We start from the raw sequence: 19,863 nt of genomic DNA, 5'->3' as shown, positions 1-19,863 counted from the left end.
GGTCGACTCGTCTAGCAAATTGTCTGTGCCAATCTATTGCGAGTGAATCGCGGTATACAGCGCAGGTTCGAGCCGTTAACGTAAAGCAAAGCCGTTTATAGAGGAAGGACTCGTGGAACACTCGCTCTTAGTTTGGTTGTTGCCGACTCTTGCCCTGGTTGTGGGTGTCGCCATTGGATTCCTGATCGCTCGCCTGGTGCCGAATGCCGCTCCGAGCAGCACGCAACGTCAGCTGGATGATATTCAGGAACGTTTTGACAAGTATCAGAACGAAGTGGTCACCCACTTCAACAGCACTGCATCCCTGGTCAAGAAACTGACTCAGAGCTATCAGGAAGTGCAGGATCATCTCGCCGAGGGTGCCAACCGCCTGGCCCTGGACGAGCAGACTCGCCAACGCTTGCTGGCTGCCCTGCACGCTGACGCGGTGCAGGCTCCACGGGAACGCCTGACGCCACCGCGCGATCAGGAACCGCCTCGCGATTACGCTCCCAAAGCCCCGAACGCGCCGGGCATGCTCGATGAGCATTACGGCCTGAAGAAGTAATCAGGTTTCGCGCGACACAAAAAGCCCTCGGACGAGTGATTGTCCGAGGGCTTTTTTATTCTGAATTTTTCATCGCCTGAACAAGCGACACAAAAAAATGCCCGATCCTTTAAGGATCGGGCATTTTCATTTCAGGGAGAGGTCAGCCTCTCATGGGTACTGCTGGACAGTGCCTTGCTGTTGCTGGCCGCCGTATTGCTGGCCCGGAATCGCCTTCAGGTTGACCTCGACGCGGCGGTTCTGTGCCCGGCCATTGGCATCACCGTTGCTGGCAATCGGGTTATCCGGCCCGGCACCACGTGCCGACAGGTTGGCGCCGCTGACACCCTGTGAGGTCAGGTAAGTCGCCACGCTCTGGGCGCGACGCTGGGACAGGTCCATGTTGTGCTGGCGGCTGCCGGTGCTGTCGGTGTAGCCGACGATCTCGATCTGGTTCTGGTTGAACTCCTTGAGCGAGCCCGCCAGGTTGTTCAGCGGCTGGTAGAAGCTTGAGGCAATGTTCGCCGAATCGGTGGCGAACGTGATGTTGCCCGGCATGATCAGCTTGATCTGATCGCCCTGGCGCTGCACCTCAACCCCGGTGTTGGCCATGCTGGCGCGCAGCTTTTTCTCTTGCTGGTCGGCGTAGTAACCGTAACCGGCAGCAGAAGCACCCACCACGGCGGCGCCAATCAGCGCGCCCTTGCCACGGTTATCGTGACTGATGGCAGCACCGGCCAGCGCACCGGCCAGGGCGCCGAGGCCACCGTATTTGGCGGTATTGCTCATGCCCGTGGAGCTGCCATCGGCCTGACCCTGGTTGTCATAAGGGTTCGGCGATGCACAACCGGACAACAGAGCCACTGCAGTAGCGACAACGATCAAACGACGCGAGGTGAACATGGAGGAGCTCCTACTTTTTTTGCATTCTGTGGTGCAACGGACTTAAGCAATGAACCTTTGCGGGTGTTGGATCATTGGCAATGACAAAAATTCCGTCAGAGCCCTTCAAGCTCTTACAAAGGGGTTACCGCGCATTTCATCGCCCAGACAGGTGTCCGGGCCATGCCCGGACACCACGGTTGCCTCTTCGTCGAGGGTATACAACCGCTGCTTGATCGATCGCACGAGTGTTGCCTGATCACCACCCCACAAATCCGTGCGCCCTACCCCACGCTTGAACAGCGTGTCACCGGCAATCAGCAGCTTAGCCTCTGAAAACCAAAAGCTCATGGAACCCGGCGTATGACCCGGCGTGTGCAACGCCACGCCACACCCGCACGCCAACTCTTCATCATCGGCCAACCAGCGATCCGGCGATGGCACCGGGGTGTAAGGCACACCGAACATCTGGCACTGCATCTCCAGGTTGTCCCAGAGAAATTGATCTTCTTTATGCAGGTGCAGGGTCGCGCCGGTTTTCTCCTTCAACTGACCGGAGGCGAGGAAGTGATCGAGGTGTGCGTGGGTGTGAATGATGCTGACCACCTTCAGGCCCAGGGCGTCGAGCCGCGCCAGGATCAGCTCGTGATTGCCGCCTGGGTCGACGACGATGGCTTTTTTGGTGATGGGGTCGCCGATGATTGTGCAATTGCACTGCAAAGGGCCGACGGGGAAGGTTTCGCGGATGAGGGTGGGGGTCGGAGCGTTCACGGGAGGCCCTGATAAGTCGATTTCGAACAGGATACCAGCGCGCATTCCTCAAGACTCACTGGCGCACGTCGACACAGATTTACTGGCCAGTTTTTTGACGCCATTATTAAAAAAATAGTGGCCATGTAATATCAATTGACGCTGACTCTGGTGCAAAATCGCGTCCTTGTAGCGGCCACATACAGGACGGTCGCAGCCTTCTCAGGATATTTAGAATGTCGTCTCCTCTTGGTTACATTTTAACAAAGCCATCTGTTCTAACCGGTAACCAACAAGTCGACAGCCTGATCTATGGCACCTCCTGGCTGAGCCCTGACTTCGGCGCAGACATCTTCGCGACAAGGCTGACCTATAGTTTCGTCACCCCCGGCCAATCGTATTTCTCTGCCAAATACAGCTTAAAAAATGAATTCCTGAACAGCTTCGCTCTGACATCGGCTCAACAAAACGCCGTGACCGGTGCGCTTGGCGCCTGGAGCGCCGTGGCTAACGTCAAGTTCACTCTGGTCAGTGACAACATCAACACTGTGGGCGACTTGCGATTCGGCGGCTATTGGGACATGGACGACGACGCCGCTGCCTGGGCCTACTTCCCCGACCGGACACCGCTGGCCGGGGATGTATGGATCAGCCCGGATACGAACAACCCTACCCCCGTCAAAGGCACTTACGACTTCATGACGTTCGTGCATGAAATCGGTCATGCCCTGGGCCTCAAACATCCATTCGAGTCGAGCCAATCCAACAGTACGCTGATCTCGCCCCTGCTCGATGATACGCATTACACGATCATGAGCTACAACAATGCGTACTCCTATCAGCCGACGACACCGATGCTGCTGGATATTCTCGCTATCCAGAAAATTTACGGCGCCAACATGCTTTGGCAAACCGGTGACAACGTCTATCGCTGGGCACCCGACCAATCAGTATTCGAAACCATCTGGGATGCCGGCGGAAACGATACGATCGATGCCAGCAACCAGCAGGCGGCTGTCAGACTGAACCTGAATGAGGGTGAGTTCAGCAACATCGGCAAGGCATTCGTCGACATCCCGAACCTGCAACTGGTCAATGACGGGCTGGCGATCGCCTTTGGCACCAAAATCGAAAATGCCACCGGTTCGGCTTTTAACGATGAGCTTATCGGCAATGCGCTGGGTAACGTTCTCGATGGTGGTGCCGGCCAAGACGTCATGATTGGCGGTGCAGGCAATGACGTTTACGTTGTGGATAACGTGGGTGACGTGGTGGTGGAAACCGGCACCTCGCTGAGCGAAATCGACACGGTTATGTCGTCGATCAGCTACACCCTGGGCAGCAACCTCGAGAACCTGACACTCACCGGCAGCGACCAGCTCGACGCCACCGGCAACGCCCTGAACAACGTGCTGATCGGCAACAGCGGCAACAACGTGCTAGACGGTGGCCTCGGCGCCGACGTGATGATGGGCGGCTTCGGCAACGACACCTACATCGTCGACAACCTCAAGGACACGGTCACCGAGACCAGCACCCTGCTATCTGAAATCGACACCGTGCGTTCCTCGGTGAGCTGGACCCTGGGTGCCAACCTGGAAAACCTCACCCTCACTGGCAGCGACAACCTCACCGGTGTCGGCAACGCCCTGAACAACGTGCTGACCGGCAACAGCGGCAACAACATCCTCAACGGTGGCGCGGGCCTGGACACGCTGATCGGCGGCGCCGGCAACGACACCTATGTCCTCGACCAGGCCGGCGAACTGGCGCTATTGCAGGATGACGTTGATCAAGGCCACGACCTGCTGTACATCAACTACACCTCGACTCCGGCCACCAACACCGTCGACCTCAGCCAAAGCAACCTGCAAAACGTCGAAGATGTCACCGTCACCGGCCTCGGCAACTTCACCGTGATCGGCAACGACCTGAACAACATCCTGCTCGGCAACAACTACGACAACACCCTGCTGGGCGGGGCCGGCAACGACTGGCTGGATGGTTGGGCCGGGGCTGACAAGCTCATTGGCGGTAGTGGCGATGACACCTATGTCATCTTGAACAATGGTGTACAAGTCACCGAACTGGCTGATGAAGGCCACGACCTGATCAAGACAGCAGTGAGCTACTTTTTGGAAGCCAACGTCGAGGATGGCGAGCTGCTCGGATCTGCAGCGCTGAGCCTCACAGGTAATGGACTCGATAACAGCCTCACCGGCAACGCCGCCGCCAACGTCCTCGACGGCAAGGCCGGCGCCGACACCCTGGACGGCGGTGCTGGCAACGACACCTACTACGTCGACAACCTCGGCGACACAGTGATCGAACGCGGCACCTCGCTGAGCGAAATCGACACGGTCATGTCGTCGATCAGCTACACCCTGGGCAGCAACCTCGAGAACCTGACCCTCACCAACTTACACGACCTGAATGCTACCGGTAATGCCCTGAATAACCGCCTCGTCGGTAACTTCGGCAACAACACCCTGGACGGAGGCCTTGGCGCCGACATCATGATCGACGACCGCGGCAGCGACACCTACATCGTCGACAACCTCAAGGATGTGGTCATTGAGACCGGCTCCTCGCTGTGGGATATCGACACCGTGCGCTCCTCGGTCAACTGGACCCTGGGTGCCAACCTGGAAAACCTCACCCTGACTGGCAGCGACAACCTCAACGGCGTCGGCAATGCCCTGAACAACGTGCTGACCGGCAACAGCGGCAACAACATCCTCAACGGCCAGACCGGCCTGGACACCATGAGCGGCGGCGCCGGTGACGACACCTATGTCCTCGACCAGGCCGGTGAACTGGCGCTGCTGCAGGAAACCGTCGACCAGGGCCATGACCTGCTGAACATTGCCTACGCCTCGACCCTGGCCAGCAGCACCGTCGACCTCAGTCAAAGCAACCTGCTGAACGTCGAAGATGTCACCGTCACCGGCCTCGGCGCCTTTACCGTGATCGGCAACGACCTGAACAACACCCTGCTCGGCAACGCCTACAACAACACCCTGCAAGGCGGGGCCGGCAATGACTGGCTGGATGGCGGCGCCGGCGCCGACACCCTCAGCGGCGGCAGCGGCGACGACACCTACGTCATCGACAACGCCACCGACACGGTCACTGAACTCGCCGACGAAGGCCACGACCTGATCCGCACGGCGGTGAGCTACACCCTCTCGGCCAACGTCGAAGACGGCGTGCTGCTCGGCACCTTCGCGTTGAACCTCACGGGGAATGAACTCGATAACAACCTCACTGGTAACGCCGCCGCCAACCTCCTCGACGGCAAGGCCGGGGCTGATACCCTGGACGGCGGTGCCGGCAACGACACCTACGTGGTCGACAACCTCGGCGACACGGTGATCGAGCGCGGCACCTCGCTGAGCGAAATCGACACGGTGCTGTCGTCGATCAGCTACACCCTGGGCAGCAACCTCGAGAACCTGACACTCACCGGCAGCGACCAACTCGACGCCACCGGCAATGCCCTGAACAACGTGCTGATCGGCAACAGCGGCAACAACGTGCTGGACGGTGGCCTCGGCGCCGACGTGATGATGGGCGGCTTCGGCAACGACACCTACATCGTCGACAACCTCAAGGACACGGTCACCGAGACCAGCACCCTGCTATCTGAAATCGACACCGTGCGTTCCTCGGTGAGCTGGACCCTGGGTGCCAACCTGGAAAACCTCACCCTCACTGGCAGCGACAACCTCAACGGCGTCGGCAATGCCCTGAACAACGTGCTGACCGGCAACAGTGGCAACAACGTGCTCAACGGTGGCGCGGGGCTGGATACGCTGATCGGCGGCGCCGGCGACGACACCTATGTCCTCGACCAGGCCGGCGAACTGGCACTGCTGCAGGAAACCGCCGACCAGGGCCACGACCTGCTGAACATCAGCTACACCTCGACCCTGGCCAGCAGCACCGTCGACCTCAGTCAAAGCAACCTGCAGAACGTCGAAGATGTCACCGTCACCGGCCTCGGCAACTTCACCGTGATCGGCAACGACCTGAACAACACCCTGCTCGGCAACGCCTACAACAACACCCTGCAAGGCGGGGCCGGCAATGACTGGCTGGATGGCGGCGCCGGCGCCGACACCCTCAGCGGCGGCAGCGGCGACGACACCTACGTCATCGACAACGCCACCGACAAGGTCACTGAACTCGCCGACGAAGGCCACGACCTGATCCGCACGGCGGTGAGCTACACCCTCTCGGCCAACGTCGAAGACGGCGTGCTGCTCGGCACCGCCGCGTTGAACCTCGCCGGCAACGAACTCGATAACAGCCTCACCGGCAACGCCGCCGCCAACTTCCTCAATGGCGGTGCCGGCCAAGACCTCATGATTGGCGGTGCAGGCAACGACGTTTACGTTGTGGATAACGTGGGTGACGTGGTGGTGGAAACCGGCACCTCGCTGAGCGAAATCGACACGGTTATGTCGTCGATCAGCTACACCCTGGGCAGCAACCTCGAGAACCTGACCCTCACCGGCAACGACAACCTCACCGGTACCGGCAACGCCCTGAACAACGTGCTGATCGGCAACAGCGGCAACAACGTGCTGGACGGTGGCCTCGGCGCCGACGTGATGATGGGCGGCTTCGGCAACGACACCTACGTCGTCGACAGCCTCAAGGACACGGTCGCCGAGACCAGTACCCTGGCGAGCGAAATCGACACCGTACGCGCCTCGGTGAGCTGGACCCTGGGCGCCAACCTGGAAAACCTCACCCTCACCGGCAGCGATAACCTCACCGGCGTCGGCAATGCCCTGAACAACGTGCTGACCGGCAACAGCGGCAACAACGTGCTCTACGGTGGCGCGGGGCTGGACACGCTGATCGGCGGCGCCGGCGACGACACCTATATCCTCGACCAGGCCGGCGAACTGGCGCTGCTGCAGGAAACCGCCGACCAGGGCCACGACCTGCTGAACATCAGCTACACCTCGACCCTGGCCAGCAGCACCGTCGATCTCAGTCAAAGCAACCTGCAGAACGTCGAAGATGTCACCGTCACCGGCCTCGGCAACTTCACCGTGATCGGCAACGACCTGAACAACACCCTGCTCGGCAACGCCTACAACAACACCCTGCAAGGCGGGGCCGGCAATGACTGGCTGGATGGCGGCGCCGGCGCCGACACCCTCAGCGGCGGCAGCGGCGACGACACCTACGTCATCGACAACGCCACCGACAAGGTCACTGAACTCGCCGACGAAGGCCACGACCTGATCCGCACGGCGGTGAGCTACACCCTCTCGGCCAACGTCGAAGACGGCGTGCTGCTCGGCACCGCCGCGTTGAACCTCGCCGGCAACGAACTCGATAACAGCCTCACCGGCAACGCCGCCGCCAACTTCCTCAATGGCGGTGCCGGCCAAGACCTCATGATTGGCGGTGCAGGCAACGACGTTTACGTTGTGGATAACGTGGGTGACGTGGTGGTGGAAACCGGCACCTCGCTGAGCGAAATCGACACGGTTATGTCGTCGATCAGCTACACCCTGGGCAGCAACCTCGAGAACCTGACACTCACCGGCAGCGACCAACTCGACGCCACCGGCAACGCCCTGAACAACGTGCTGATCGGCAACAGCGGCAACAACGTGCTCAACGGTGGCCTCGGCGCCGACGTGATGATGGGCGGCTTCGGCAACGACACCTACATCGTCGACAACCTCAAGGACGTGGTCGCCGAGACCAGTACCCTGGCGAGCGAAATCGACACCGTACGCGCCTCGGTGAGCTGGACCCTGGGTGCCAACCTGGAAAACCTCACCCTGACTGGCAGCGACAACCTCACCGGTGTCGGCAACACCCTGAACAACGTGCTGACCGGCAACAGCGGCAACAACATCCTCAACGGTGGCGCGGGCCTGGACACGCTGATCGGCGGCGCCGGCAACGACACCTATGTCCTCGACCAGGCCGGCGAACTGGCGCTATTGCAGGATGATGCTGATCAAGGCCGTGACCTGCTGTACATCAGCTACACCTCGACCCTGGCCAGCAGCACCGTCGATCTCAGTCAAAGCAACCTGCTGAACGTCGAAGATGTCACCGTCACCGGCCTCGGTGCCTTTACCGTGATCGGTAACGACCTGAACAACACCCTGCTCGGCAACGCCTACAACAACACCCTGCAAGGCGGGGCCGGCAATGACTGGCTGGATGGCGGCGCCGGCGCCGACACCCTCAGCGGCGGCAGCGGCGACGACACCTACGTCATCGACAACGCCACCGACAAGGTCACTGAACTCGCCGACGAAGGCCACGACCTGATCCGCACGGCGGTGAGCTACACCCTCTCGGCCAACGTCGAAGACGGCGTGCTGCTCGGCACCTTCGCGTTGAACCTCACGGGGAATGAACTCGACAACAACCTGACCGGCAACGCCGCCGCCAACCTCCTCGATGGCAAGGCCGGCGGCGATACCCTGGACGGCGGGGCTGGCAACGACACCTACGTGGTCGACAACCTCGGCGACACGGTAATCGAGCGCGGTACCTCGCTGAGCGAAATCGACACGGTGCTGTCGTCGATCAGCTACACCCTGGGCAGCAACCTCGAGAACCTGACCCTCACCGGCAGCGACAACCTCGACGCCACCGGTAACGCCCTGAACAACGTGCTGATCGGCAACAGCGGCAACAACGTGCTCAACGGTGGCCTCGGCGCCGACGTGATGATGGGCGGCTTCGGCAATGACACCTACGTCGTCGACAGCCTCAAGGACGTGGTCGCCGAGACCAGCACCCTGCTATCTGAAATCGACACCGTGCGTTCCTCGGTGAGCTGGACCCTCGGCGCCAACCTGGAAAATCTCACCCTGACCGGCAGCGACAACCTCAACGGCGTCGGCAATGCCCTGAACAACGTGCTGACCGGCAACAGCGGCAACAACGTGCTCAACGGTGGCGCGGGGCTGGATACGCTGATCGGCGGCGCCGGCGACGACACCTATATCCTCGACCAGGCCGGTGAACTGGCACTGCTGCAGGAAACCGCCGACCAGGGCCACGACCTGCTGAACATCAGCTACACCTCGACCCTGGCCAGCAGCACCGTCGACCTCAGTCAAAGCAACCTGCAGAACGTCGAAGATGTCACCGTCACCGGCCTCGGCAACTTCACCGTGATCGGCAACGACCTGAACAACACCCTGCTCGGCAACGCCTACAACAACACCCTGCAAGGCGGGGCCGGCAATGACTGGCTGGATGGCGGCGCCGGCGCCGACACCCTCAGCGGCGGCAGCGGCGACGACACCTACGTCATCGACAACGCCACCGACAAGGTCACTGAACTCGCCGACGAAGGCCACGACCTGATCCGCACGGCGGTGAGCTACACCCTCTCGGCCAACGTCGAAGACGGCGTGCTGCTCGGCACCGCCGCGTTGAACCTCGCCGGCAACGAACTCGATAACAGCCTCACCGGCAACGCCGCCGCCAACTTCCTCAATGGCGGTGCCGGCCAAGACCTCATGATTGGCGGTGCAGGCAACGACGTTTACGTTGTGGATAACGTGGGTGACGTGGTGGTGGAAACCGGCACCTCGCTGAGCGAAATCGACACGGTTATGTCGTCGATCAGCTACACCCTGGGCAGCAACCTCGAGAACCTGACCCTCACCGGCAACGACAACCTCACCGGTACCGGCAACGCCCTGAACAACGTGCTGATCGGCAACAGCGGCAACAACGTGCTGGAGGGCGGAAGCGGCGCCGACGTGATGATGGGCGGTTTCGGCAATGACACCTACGTCGTCGACAACCTCAAGGACGTGGTCGCCGAGACCAGCACCCTGCTATCTGAAATCGACACCGTGCGTTCCTCGGTGAACTGGACCCTGGGTGCCAACCTGGAAAACCTCACCCTGACTGGCAGCGACAACCTCACCGGTGTCGGCAATGCCCTGAACAACGTGCTGACCGGCAACAGCGGCAACAACATCCTCAACGGTGGCGCGGGCCTGGACACGCTGATCGGCGGCGCCGGTGACGACACCTATGTCCTCGACCAGGCCGGCGAACTGGCGCTATTGCAGGATGATGCTGATCAAGGCCGTGACCTGCTGTACATCAGCTACACCTCGACCCTGGCCACCAGCACCGTCGACCTCAGCCAAAGCAACCTGCAGAACGTCGAAGATGTCACCCTCACCGGCCTCGGTGCCTTTACCGTGATCGGCAACGACCTGAACAACACCCTGCTCGGCAACGCCTACAACAACACCCTGCAAGGCGGGGCCGGCAATGACTGGCTGGATGGCGGCGCCGGCGCCGACACCCTCAGCGGCGGCAGCGGCGACGACACCTACGTCATCGACAACGCCACCGACAAGGTCACTGAACTCGCCGACGAAGGCCACGACCTGATCCGCACGGCGGTGAGCTACACCCTCTCGGCCAACGTCGAAGACGGCGTGCTGCTCGGCACCTTCGCGTTGAACCTCACGGGGAATGAACTCGACAACAACCTGACCGGCAACGCCGCCGCCAACCTCCTCGATGGCAAGGCCGGCGGCGATACCCTGGACGGCGGGGCTGGCAACGACACCTACGTGGTCGACAACCTCGGCGACACGGTAATCGAGCGCGGCACCTCGCTGGCCGAGATCGACACGGTGCTGTCGTCGATCAGCTACACCCTGGGCAGCAACCTCGAGAACCTGACCCTCACCGGCAGCGACCAACTCGACGCCACCGGCAACGCCCTGAACAACGTGCTGATCGGCAACAGCGGCAACAACGTGCTCAACGGTGGCCTCGGCGCCGACGTGATGATGGGCGGCTTCGGCAACGACACCTACATCGTCGACAACCTCAAGGACACGGTCACCGAAACCAGCACCCTGGCGAGCGAAATCGACACCGTACGCGCCTCGGTGAGCTGGGTCCTGGGCGCCAACCTGGAAAACCTCACCCTGACTGGCAGCGACAACCTCAACGGCGTCGGCAATGCCCTGAACAACGTGCTGACCGGCAACAGCGGCAACAACATCCTCAACGGTGGCGCGGGCCTGGACACGCTGATCGGCGGCGCCGGCAACGACACCTATGTCCTCGACCAGGCCGGCGAACTGGCGCTATTGCAGGATGATGCTGATCAAGGCCGTGACCTGCTGTACATCAGCTACACCTCGACCCTGGCCAGCAGCACCGTCGATCTCAGTCAAAGCAACCTGCTGAACGTCGAAGATGTCACCGTCACCGGCCTCGGTGCCTTTACCGTGATCGGTAACGACCTGAACAACACCCTGCTCGGCAACGCCTACAACAACACCCTGCAAGGCGGGGCCGGCAATGACTGGCTGGATGGCGGCGCCGGCGCCGACACCCTCAGCGGCGGCAGCGGCGACGACACCTACGTCATCGACAACGCCACCGACACGGTCACTGAGCTCGCCGACGAAGGCCACGACCTGATCCGCACGGCGGTGAGCTACACCCTCTCGGCCAACGTCGAAGACGGCGTGCTGCTCGGCACCTTCGCGTTGAACCTCACGGGGAATGAACTCGACAACAACCTGACCGGTAACGCCGCCGCCAACCTCCTCGACGGCAAGGCCGGGGCTGATACCCTGGACGGCGGGGCTGGCAACGACACCTACGTGGTCGACAACCTCGGCGACACGGTGATCGAGCGCGGCACCTCGCTGAGCGAAATCGACACGGTGCTGTCGTCGATCAGCTACACCCTGGGCAGCAACCTCGAGAACCTGACACTCACCGGCAGCGACAACCTCGACGCCACCGGTAACGCCCTGAACAACGTGCTGATCGGCAACAGCGGCAACAACGTGCTCAACGGTGGCCTCGGCGCCGACGTGATGATTGGCGGCTTCGGCAACGACACCTACATCGTCGACAACCTCAAGGACACGGTCACCGAAACCAGTACCCTGGCGAGCGAAATCGACACCGTGCGCTCCTCGGTGAGCTGGACCCTGGGTGCCAACCTGGAAAACCTTACCCTCACCGGCAGCGACAACCTCAACGGCGTCGGCAATGCCCTGAACAACGTGCTGACCGGCAACAGCGGCAACAACATCCTCAATGGCCAGACCGGCCTGGACACCATGAGCGGCGGCGCCGGCGACGACACCTATATCCTCGACCAGGCCGGCGAACTGGCGCTGCTACAGGAAACCGTCGACCAGGGCCATGACCTGCTGAACATCAGCTACGCCTCGACCCTGGCCAGCAGCACCGTCGATCTCAGCCAAAGCAACCTGCAAAACGTCGAAGATGTCACCGTCACCGGCCTCGGCAACTTCACCTTGATCGGCAACGACCTGAACAACACCCTGCTCGGCAACGCCGCTGCCAACTTCCTCGACGGCAAGGCCGGGGCTGATACCCTGGACGGCGGGGCTGGCAACGACACCTACGTGGTCGACAACCTCGGCGACACGGTGATCGAACGCGGCACCTCGCTGGTCGAAATCGACACAGTCATGTCGTCGATCAGCTACACCCTGGGTAGCAACCTCGAGAACCTGACACTCACCGGCAGCGACAACCTCGACGCCACCGGCAACTCCTTGGGCAACCGTCTGACCGGTAACAGCGGCAATAACGTTCTGGATGGCGGAACCGGCGCCGACCTGATGATCGGCGGCACTGGCAACGACACTTATATCGTCGACAACCTCCAGGACGCGGTCACCGAGACCAGTACCCTGGCGAGCGAAATCGACACCGTACGTTCCTCGGTGAGCTGGACCCTGAGTGCCAACCTGGAAAACCTCACCCTCACCGGCAGCGACAACCTCACCGGTGTCGGCAACGCCCTGAATAACGTGCTGACCGGCAACAGTGGCAACAATGTGCTCAATGGTGGAGCAGGCAACGACCTGCTTGATGGTGGTATGGGCAATGACCTGCTGATAGGAGGTCTGGGCACAGACATCCTGACGGGCGGCTCTGGTGCCGACCGGTTTGTTTTCAATTTACTCAGTGAGCTGGGCAAAGGGGCAAACAGTGACGTCATCACCGACTTCAGCAGCCTACAGGGCGACAAGATCGACCTGTCAAAACTCGATGCCAATATGCTCACCACTGCGTTCAACGCCTTTACATTCATTGACTCGAATGCGTTCACAGGAGCAGGACAACTGCGTTTCGAAGATCATGTGTTGTACGGCAACGTCAACGGCAGGCTGGATGCAGATTTCGCAATCCAACTGGTAGGCGTCGATACCTTCAGTGCCAAGGACTTGGTAGTTTGACCAAAGTTTGAACAATACGCCCTGACCAATGTCGGGGTGTTTTGTTTTGTATCACCAAGACTGAACCCAAGCGCCAAAACTTGAACGCGAAAAATGTCGGGGCCCCCGTTCACCCCAAAACCCCTAACTCTTTCGCCCGAGCCACGGCCTGCGTGCGCCGCTCAACACCTAATTTGCTGTTGATATGACTGGCATGGGTCTTGACCGTATGCAGCGAAATGAACAACTGATCACTGATTTCCTGATTCGAACATCCCTGCGCGATCAGCCGCAAAACCGCCAGTTCACGCGTACTGAGTTGTTCAGCAACAGGCGATGACTCAACCACTGGACGGGAGGCCATGGCCGGAAGCTTTTCCAGCAGATGCTGCGAAACCGGCGTCGGCGCACAGGGTTGAAGTTGCCCACGCAGCCAGTCCGGATGCTCGGCCAGTAATCGGTCAAACGGTTGCAGGACACCTCCGGCGGCCGCTTCCAAAGCCTGGGCCAGCGCCTTGCGGGCCTCGGGTTCGCGTCCGCCCGCCAACAACAGCGTAACGTTCTGATTCAGCGCCATCACGCTGAGCATCTGCCGACCGCTGCGCTGACCGTGTTCATGCAGCGCATTCAGGCGCCCTTCGGCGAGCATGGGCTGGCCCTTCATCATGTCCAGCACCGCCTGTTGCAACTCAATGTGCAGCGGCAGTTGTGGATGGAATTCCGGGGGGGCAGCCGGGTGCTCGCCGTTATAGGTCTGGCCCAGTCGCGCAAGCCAGGCTTCGGCCAGATCGGTGCGCCCCTGAGCCAGCCAGAGTTCACATTTGACCAGGGTAATCATCGCCAGATAGTAAATCGGCGGGACGTCCCAGATGTGCATCAGGCGCTCGGCCTCGGCAAGTTCGGCGAAGGCCTTCGCGAATTCGCCGCTGTTGCCCTCCAGCCGGGCAATCACGCAGTGGCCGATCAATACGCTGATATCGCGACAGGCCCGGGCTTCGCCCAACCCCGCTTGCAAACGTGCCCGTGCGGCCTGGGGTTGCAAGCGCAGCGCCAGCAAAAAACCCTCGTACAAGGTCAGGCGTGCGCGCACCGCATAAAGCCGTTGTGGGGATAAACCTTGCAGGCGTTGCAGCCCCTGACGGACTTCATCCAGTGAACGAAGAATCTCCCCGCGCGCTTGCAATACCCGGGCGCGGTCGTAATGAGCCAAGGCCTCGAACAACGGATTGCCAACGCGCTGTGCCAACTCCAGCGAATCACGATTCAACCCCCGGGCACGCCACAAGTCGCCATCGGCAATCGCCAGATTGGACAATGTCGACAGGCACATCAGTCGCTGTCCATACCGTTTGGCCGGCAGGCTTTCCAGTGCTTCGGCGCAATAGAGCATGGTCAGCTCGCGATTGCCTCGCCCCCGGGCAATGATCCCGCTCAGGGCCAGCCATTGCGCCAGCATGGATTTTTGCGCAGTAGCCGACGGCGCCGGCAGGAAGCGGCTCAGGTGACTGGCCAGCTCTTCGGCGGCGTCCAGTTGACAGGCCAGCCCCAATGCCCAGCTGTAGAGCACGATCAGCCGTGGCGTGCTGATTAACAGGCTATCGGGCAAGTCCATTTTCCAGCGCAGCAACATGCCGACGTTCTGCTCGGCCAGCAGTTGCTCTTCAGAAAGGTTTTGCACCAGATTCGCCGCGACATCCAGATGCCCGGCGCGCAACGCCTGCTCCACCGCCTCATCGAGTAGCCCTTGGGCGTTGAACCAGCGGCAGGCGCGCAGGTGCAAGCTGGCCGTCGGCACCATCGCCTGGGCGGTGGGCCGGCTGCGCAACAGATCGGAAAAAAGGTGGTGATAGCGATACCAGTGACCGTGTTCGTCCAACGGCACCAGGAACACCTGATGCGCCAGCAGGAAACGCAGGATTTCGGCGCTGTCATGGGCTTCGCGCACAGCGTCGCACAGCTCACTGCAAAAGCGCTCCTGGGGCGCGGTGTCGTACAGGAATGACTGCACCTCGGCGGGCAGGCAATCGATGACTTCTTCGAGCAGGTAATCGCGAATCAGTCCTTCCCCGCCGTACAGCGACTGGGGCAATGCCCCCTCGCTGCCCACCTCGGAGGCCGCCAAGAGCCAGAAGCGCAGCCCTGCCACCCAGCCTTCGCTGCGCTGGATCAAATTCTCCAGCGCCTCGCCACGCAATGAAATGCTGTGTCGATCAAGCAGGCTCAGGGCTTCATCATGGGTCAACCGAAGATCCTGCTCATGCAACTCGAGCAGTTGCCGCGACAGCCGCAGGCGTGCCAGATGCCAGTCCGGACGCTGCCGACTGGTGACCATGACCAACAGGCCATCGGGTAAATGATTGAGGAAAAACTGCAGACAACGATCGAGCACCGGCCCCTGGGCCAGATGATAGTCATCAAGTACCAACAGCAGCGGCGTGTTGGGTGAGAGGTGCACGGCCAGTTCATCGAGCAAACCGTCCAGCCATTCTTCAAAGGCGAACGGTTGATGACGTTGGCGCATTTTCAGCAGCCCCAACGCCTGGCTGCCCAGTTGTGGAAAGTAGTCCTGAAGACCTTCGAGCAGGCGCTCAAGAAAACGGCCGGGATCACTGTCCCGCAGACTCAAGCCCAGCCACAGGCTTTGCCAGTGATCCGGCAACCCCTGACAAAACTCCACCGCCAATGAACTCTTGCCGAACCCTGCCGGCGCGCTGACCAGCAACAGCCTGCCACCGAGACCTGCACTCAGGCGCTCGCACAGACGCGGCCGCAGCACATGGCCGGCGGGCAGCGGAGGCCGGAAAAAACGCCCGTCCAGTGCCGCGACGGCAACGCTTGCAGGGCCCGGAAGTGGGGACAGATCAGTCATGGCCGGCTCTTGTTTGAAATACTGATGGCGGCGTTACAGATGTCCGCAGCCTAGCGGTAAACGAAGAGCTATTGAAGGTTATTGCTACAAATGGCTACAAAAAGACTACGAGCAAAAATGTCGGTAAACCGGACAGCCATACCGGACAACGATCTTTATGAACTGCCAAAAAAACGCCCCGAACCAGTCGGGGCGTTTTTTCGAGGATGCGGCCTCGGGTTACAACGTTTTAGCGAACGCCTTCCTGACGCAACGCGGCCGGAGTGAAGTCGGCGGTGCTGGCGGTGAAGCCGAAGTTATAGGCCGACTTCTCTTCGTTCTTCATGCCCAGTGCCAGGTAGCGGCCCGATTGCAGGTCGTACAAGGTTTCGAGGGCGTACCACGGCACTTGCTTGTCGTAGTAGTTCTCGGAGTGAGCCTCGGCGACGCGCCACAGTTGCCCGCGACCGTCGTAGTGGTCGACCACTGCCGCCTGCCAGGTGTCTTCGTCAATGTAGAAGTCACGTTTGGCGTAGATGTGACGCTGACCTTCCTTAAGCGTCGCGACCACATGCCAGACCCGGCGCAGTTCATAGCGAGCCAGGTCCTGGTTGATGTGACCAGCCTTGATGATGTCGGCGTACTTCAGCTGTGGCGAATCGAGCTTGTAGCTGTCGGAGGCGATGTACATCTCTTTCTTGCCTTCGAGCTTCCAGTCATAGCGATCCGGCGCACCGTTGTACATGTCCAGGTTGTCGGAGGTACGCAGGCCATCGGCAGCGGTACCCGGCCCGTCATAGGACACTTGCGGCGCACGACGCACACGACGCTGCCCGGCGTTGTAGACCCACGCCGAACGCGGCTCTTTCACCTGGTCGAGGGTTTCGTGCACCAGCAGCACACCACCGGCCAGACGAGCCGGCGCGGTCACTTTCTGCTTGAAGTAGAACAGAATGTTGCCCGGGTTCTTCGGGTCGTAATCCTTCATCCTGTCGCGGAACACGAACTGGTCCTCGAAGTACACCAGGCTGAACGAGCCGTTCGCCTGCGGCGTGGCCTGGGTTATCAGACGGGTCACACTGCCGCCGCGATAACGGGTGATATGGTTCCAGATGACTTCAACGCCACTTTTCGGAATCGGGAACGGGATCGCGGTTTCGAAATTCTCCAGACCGTTACCGCCGGACACCAGGTTAGTGTTGGTAGCGTTCTTCTTGATGGAGGCAAACACCTCATCCGGCACAGTGGCGCCGCGATGGGACGGGTAGACCGGCATCTTGAAGGTTTCCGGGTAACGCTTGAACATCGCGTACTGGCCCGGCGCGAGTTTGTCCTTGTACTGGTCGACGTTCTGCGCGGTGATGGTGAACAGCGGTTTTTCACTCGCAAACGGATCAGACAGAAAACCCTTGCTGTCCACGCTACCGGCGTTTTTTGGCATCGGCTTCCAGGCCGGGATCGAGCCGTCGGCGTTGCCTGCCATCTCGGCCCCCATCGGGGTCAGGCTCTTGCCCAGCTTGTCCGCTTCGGCCGCAGGGACCGCCGCCATGACAGCGGTCGCCAGCAGCGAAAGCCCCAGAACACCAACATGGAACAGACTCTTTGTTATTTTCATAAATGTGTTCGTCCTGAAAATACTGTGCTTAGAAGTTCACGCCGAAGCTGAGCGCAACGAAGTCGCGGTCATCTACGGTGGTGTACTTGCCGTCGAAGAAGTTGGTGTACGCCAGGCTCGCGGTGTAGGTGTTCTGGTATTCGGCATCGAGCCCCAGGCTTACCGCTTTACGACCTTCCTCGAAGTTGCCGCCAGGGCCTGGCGAGTAACCGCTCACGTCGTGGGACCAGGCCACGTTCGGCTTGAGGTTCACACCGGCGAATACGTCGGGGTATTCCCAAATGGCCCGGGCGCGATAACCCCACGAAGTGGCCGTAGTGAAGCCGTCGTTGTTGCAATTGCGGCTGCGGTTGTTGGTAGCGGCACCCGCGCCGGCACCATTGATGGTGCTGGTGTTGAGGATCGCCGAGCAGGTATCGAGGCCACCGGTGGACGGCAGTTCGCCAGGCCCGTAGACCGGGTCACGGCCATAACGGACATCAGAGGTGCTTTCCAGGCCACCGACGTGGGTCACGCCCACTTCGCCCACCAGGGTCAGGCGGCTGGCGCCCATGACCTGATCGAAGAAGTGCGTCAGGGTGGTCTGGAACTGGGTGATTTCCTTGCGGCGATAGCCGTGCAAGTCCTGACCCGGCACACCGTTAAGCAGCGAAGCATTGGTCAGGGTGCCGCCCAATGGACGCACGCCGGCGAACAGAATGTCGGTGGAGTTGAGCTGCACCGGCGCGTTCGGACGATAGCTGAGCTCACCGCTCCACGCCGTGCCGGTAGGCAAGGTGGTGGAGAAGCTCAAGCCGTAGAGGCGGATGTCTTCCGGGTACTCGACGAAGTAGTTCGAGTTACCCGCGACCACCAACGGCGCCAGAGCCCGAAGCGCCCCCGGCAAGGCCGCTGCCTGCGCATAGGCCGATGCTGGAGCCCCCGTAGCGCTGAAGATCGGCGCACGGCTGTGGTAGTTCATGAAGTAGGCACCGAACTCGGTGTCCAGCGGCTCGAACATGTATTTGAGGGACGCGCCCCACTGGCCACTGTCCCGTGCATCGCGATCAGGGCCACGACGCACCAGTACACCTTCGTCGTTAACGTCGACGCCCAGCCTGGCCAATGTGGGCAAGGCGGCACCCGGAATGGTCGAGCGCTTGTTCAGCACGCGCAGGTTGTTGTCGCAACCGTCGGCAATGATGTCGGGCTGGGAGAAAAAGGTGCCGCAGTTGTCGACGACGGTCTGGTCCCATTCCAGTTGATAAAAGGCTTCGGCCGACAGAGTGTCGGTGAGGCTCTGGGACACGTAGAACATGTTGACCGGGATCAGACCTTCCTTGACCTCGGCGCCGGGACGACGAAACGCGGAGACGTCGATCGGGTTGATCGAGTTGATGCCGCCGCCGATGAAAGTACTTTCACCCCAGCTCACAACCTGCTTGCCCAGACGCACGGAACCCGGCTGATCGGCAATGGAGTAGTTGTGGTAGACGAAGGCGTCGAGGAGCTCGCCGCCGGAGGATTTGGCGCCTTCCTTGCGGTTGCTGTCGCTGATGTCCTTGAATTCGCGGCTTTCATCCTTGAGTTCGAAGTCGTACCAGTATTTGCCTCGGACGAAGACACCGGTGTCGCCGTATTTCAATTCAAGGTCATGAATACCCTTGAAGATCTTCGAGAAGGTTTCGCCACTCTTGAAGTTGGCGTGACCGTCATCGGACGTCTGGGACAGGCCATGGCCCCCGTTATTGACGCCGATCAGGTTTTTGTTGGGACTCTGAGTAGACCAACTGGCTCCGATCGACAGGGATGAGTCGAATTGACCTTCGATTTCACCAACGTTGAAACTGACGCCGAATGCGGGCCCGGCGAGCGAAGAGGCAAGACTGACCGCCAGGGGCAGTTTCGCCCGGCGCCAGAACTGGTTTACTGATGTCATCGACGCTACTCCATGTGCATTATTGTTATGGCTTAGTACTTTTAAAAACGCTGTGGGTAACCGGAAGCCAAGCGGTCC

At 60.7% G+C, this 19,863-nt stretch carries 7 protein-coding genes; 2 read left to right on the top strand and 5 right to left on the bottom strand.

Translation table 11 applies throughout. From position 1 onward, the window contains the following. Positions 1–112 precede the first annotated feature (112 nt). Entirely contained in the window at positions 113–547 is a 435-nt protein-coding gene (locus FFH90_RS05660) for a YhcB family protein (protein WP_018930114.1), read from the top strand. Between the two features lie 150 nt (positions 548–697). On the opposite strand, the gene FFH90_RS05655 is transcribed toward FFH90_RS05660, so the two are convergent. After that, entirely contained in the window at positions 698–1,429 is a 732-nt protein-coding gene (locus FFH90_RS05655; RefSeq protein ID WP_064616197.1) for an OmpA family protein, read from the bottom strand. A gap of 105 nt (positions 1,430–1,534) precedes the next feature. Beyond that, positions 1,535–2,224, bottom strand: coding sequence for an MBL fold metallo-hydrolase (locus FFH90_RS05650; protein WP_064616196.1), 690 nt, complete (start codon positions 2,222–2,224; stop codon positions 1,535–1,537). Positions 2,225–2,394: 170 nt separating this feature from the next. On the opposite strand from FFH90_RS05650, the gene FFH90_RS05645 reads away from it, so the two are divergent. Continuing rightward, positions 2,395–13,425 (top strand): M10 family metallopeptidase C-terminal domain-containing protein, encoded by an 11,031-nt coding sequence (locus FFH90_RS05645; protein WP_145227986.1) that lies wholly within the window; start codon positions 2,395–2,397, stop codon positions 13,423–13,425. A 109-nt stretch (positions 13,426–13,534) separates the two neighbouring features. Here the strand turns inward: FFH90_RS05645 and FFH90_RS05640 are convergent, their stop codons facing one another. From FFH90_RS05640 to FFH90_RS05630, 3 genes are all read right to left on the bottom strand, one after another. Continuing rightward, positions 13,535–16,273, bottom strand: a complete 2,739-nt coding sequence (locus FFH90_RS05640) for a LuxR C-terminal-related transcriptional regulator (RefSeq protein WP_138866803.1) — start codon at positions 16,271–16,273, stop codon at positions 13,535–13,537. A 229-nt stretch (positions 16,274–16,502) separates the two neighbouring features. Continuing rightward, positions 16,503–17,867, bottom strand: a complete 1,365-nt coding sequence (locus FFH90_RS05635; protein ID WP_018929604.1) for a DUF1329 domain-containing protein — start codon at positions 17,865–17,867, stop codon at positions 16,503–16,505. Between the two features lie 28 nt (positions 17,868–17,895). Further along, positions 17,896–19,785 (bottom strand): DUF1302 domain-containing protein, encoded by a 1,890-nt coding sequence (locus tag FFH90_RS05630; protein ID WP_064616192.1) that lies wholly within the window; start codon positions 19,783–19,785, stop codon positions 17,896–17,898. Between the last annotated feature and the right edge of the window lie 78 nt (positions 19,786–19,863).

The sequence above is a fragment of the Pseudomonas sp. ATCC 43928 genome (genome assembly GCF_005938665.2).
Lineage (GTDB): Bacteria > Pseudomonadota > Gammaproteobacteria > Pseudomonadales > Pseudomonadaceae > Aquipseudomonas.
Note: the sequence above shows the minus strand (reverse complement) of the source record. Positions and strands in the feature narration are given on the sequence as shown.